Origin of the sequence: Ligilactobacillus equi DSM 15833 = JCM 10991, from assembly GCF_001435735.1 — a bacterium.
Classification (GTDB): Bacteria; Bacillota; Bacilli; order Lactobacillales; family Lactobacillaceae; genus Ligilactobacillus; species Ligilactobacillus equi.
Window position 1 is genome coordinate 1 of record NZ_AZFH01000028.1, and the last position, 3,201, is coordinate 3,201.

The 3,201-nt window shown below is 49.4% G+C and carries 2 rRNA genes; both read left to right on the forward strand.

Features of this window, described 5'->3' with window-relative positions:
- The first annotated feature begins 135 nt into the window (after nucleotides 1-135).
- Nucleotides 136-3,056, forward strand: a 23S ribosomal RNA gene (locus tag FC36_RS03685).
- Between the two features lie 86 nt (nucleotides 3,057-3,142).
- Nucleotides 3,143-3,201, forward strand: a 5S ribosomal RNA gene (gene rrf, locus FC36_RS03690); the annotation flags it as partial.

The following is a 3,201-nucleotide window of genomic DNA, read 5'->3' on the forward strand; positions in this document are numbered from 1 at the left end:
TCAACTTGTTCTTTGAAAACCAGATATAATTATTCTATTTCTTAAATTTAAACCGAGAAATACACCGCGTTTTAAAGAGTTTAAAACAATTAAATTCGCGTATAATACTCATAACCGATTATATTAATAATCAGAGGTTAAGTTATTAAGGGCGCATGGTGGATGCCTTGGCACTAGGAGCCGATGAAGGACGTGACTAACTGCGATATGCTTCGGGGAGCTGTAAGTAAGCTTTGAGCCGGAGATTTCCGAATGGGGAAACCCAGCGGGTTTAACCGCCCGTTACTTCCAGGTGAATACATAGTCTGGATAGAGGTAGACGTGGGGAACTGAAACATCTAAGTACCCACAGGAAGAGAAAGAAAATTCGATTCCCTGAGTAGCGGCGAGCGAAACGGGAAGAGCCCAAACCGAAAGGCTTGCCTTTCGGGGTTGTAGGACAGAACATTGGAGTTACCAAGAAATGAAGTAGCTGAATTAGTTGGGAAACTAAGCCAAAGAAGGTGAGAGCCCTGTAAGTGAAACTTTGTTTCCTCCGTTCTGGATCCTGAGTACGGCGGGACACGTGAAACCCCGTCGGAATCCGGGAGGACCATCTCCCAAGGCTAAATACTCCCTAGTGACCGATAGTGAACCAGTACCGTGAGGGAAAGGTGAAAAGCACCCCGGGAGGGGAGTGAAAGAGTTCCTGAAACCATGTGCCTACAAGTAGTCAGAGCCCGTTAAAGGGTGATGGCGTGCCTTTTGTAGAATGAACCGGCGAGTTACGCTAGCATGCGAGGTTAAAGCGGAAAGGCTGGAGCCGTAGCGAAAGCGAGTCTGAAGAGGGCGTTTTAGTATGTTGGTGTAGACCCGAAACCAGGTGACCTACCCATGTCCAGGTTGAAGGTGCGGTAAAACGCACTGGAGGACCGAACCCGTGTATGTTGAAAAATGCTGGGATGAGGTGTGGGTAGCGGTGAAATTCCAAACGAACTTGGAGATAGCTGGTTCTCTCCGAAATAGCTTTAGGGCTAGCCTCGGAGTTAAGGATAGTGGAGGTAGAGCACTGTTTGGACTAGGGGCCCATCTAGGGTTACTGAATTCAGATAAACTCCGAATGCCACATATCTATATCCGGGAGTCAGACTGCGAGTGATAAGATCCGTAGTCGAAAGGGAAACAGCCCAGACCACCGATTAAGGTCCCTAAATATGTGTTAAGTGGAAAAGGATGTGGAATTGCACAGACAACTAGGATGTTGGCTTAGAAGCAGCCACCATTTAAAGAGTGCGTAATAGCTCACTAGTCGAGTGATCCTGCGCCGAAAATGTAACGGGGCTAAACACATTACCGAAATCGTGGATGCAAACGTAAGTTTGCGTGGTAGGAGAGCGTTCTAAGGGCGGTGAAGCTAGACCGTAAGGACTGGTGGAGCGCTTAGAAGTGAGAATGCCGGTATGAGTAGCGAAAGATCAGTGAGAATCTGGTCCACCGTATGACTAAGGTTTCCTGGGGAAGGCTCGTCCTCCCAGGGTTAGTCGGGACCTAAGCCGAGGCCGAGAGGCGTAGGCGATGGATAACAGGTTGAGATTCCTGTACTAGTTAAACTTGTTTGAACAATGGAGGGACGCAGGAGGCTATCAATGCGCACGATTGGAAATGTGCGTCCAAGTAGTAAGTCTTGAAATGAGTCAAATGCTTATTTCTTTAAGGACAAGCTACGATGGGAAGCGAAATTATAGTAGCGAAGTGAGAGATGTCACACTGCCAAGAAAAGCTTCTAGTTAGAGTTTAATTACCCGTACCGCAAACCGACACAGGTAGTCGAGGCGAGTAGCCTCAGGTGAGCGAGAGAACTCTCGTTAAGGAACTCGGCAAAATGACCCCGTAACTTCGGGAGAAGGGGTGCTGCACTCCGGTGCAGCCGCAGTGAATAGGCCCAGGCGACTGTTTATCAAAAACACAGGTTTCTGCAAAATCGTAAGATGACGTATAGGGGCTGACGCCTGCCCGGTGCTGGAAGGTTAAGAGGATGGGTTAGCGTAAGCGAAGCTTTGAATTGAAGCCCCAGTAAACGGCGGCCGTAACTATAACGGTCCTAAGGTAGCGAAATTCCTTGTCGGGTAAGTTCCGACCCGCACGAAAGGCGTAACGATCTGGGCACTGTCTCAACGAGAGACTCGGTGAAATTATAATACCCGTGAAGATGCGGGTTACCCGCGACAGGACGGAAAGACCCCATGGAGCTTTACTGTAGCTTGATATTGGGTGTTTGTATAACTTGTACAGGATAGGTAGGAGCCGTAGATGTCGGGACGCTAGTCTCGACGGAGGCGTTGGTGGGATACTACCCTCGTTGTATGAACACTCTAACCCGCGCCACTAAGCGTGGCGGGAGACAGTGTCAGGTGGGCAGTTTGACTGGGGCGGTCGCCTCCTAAAAGGTAACGGAGGCGCCCAAAGGTTCCCTCAGAATGGTTGGAAATCATTCGCAGAGTGTAAAGGCAGAAGGGAGCTTGACTGCGAGACCTACAAGTCGAGCAGGGACGAAAGTCGGGCTTAGTGATCCGGTGGTTCCGTATGGAAGGGCCATCGCTCAACGGATAAAAGCTACCCTGGGGATAACAGGCTTATCTCCCCCAAGAGTCCACATCGACGGGGAGGTTTGGCACCTCGATGTCGGCTCATCGCATCCTGGGGCTGTAGTCGGTCCCAAGGGTTGGGCTGTTCGCCCATTAAAGCGGTACGCGAGCTGGGTTCAGAACGTCGTGAGACAGTTCGGTCCCTATCCGTCGCGGGCGTAGGAAATTTGAGAGGATCTGTCCTTAGTACGAGAGGACCGGGATGGACATACCGCTGGTGTACCAGTTGTTCTGCCAAGGGCATCGCTGGGTAGCTAAGTATGGATGAGATAAACGCTGAAAGCATCTAAGTGCGAAACTCACCTCGAGATAAGATTTCCCATTCCTTTATGGAAGTAAGACCCCTGAGAGATGATCAGGTAGATAGGATGGAAGTGGAAGTGTGGCGACATATGAAGCGGACCATTACTAATCGGTCGAGGACTTAACCAAGAAGAGTCAAAGGAAACGTGGTTTTCGGATAAAAGAAAGATAATTATAGCTGGTTTTGAGAGAACAAGGTTCTCGCAAATAAATAGTGCAGTGATGATGGCATCAAGGATACACCTGTTCCCATTCCGAACACAGAAGTTAAGCT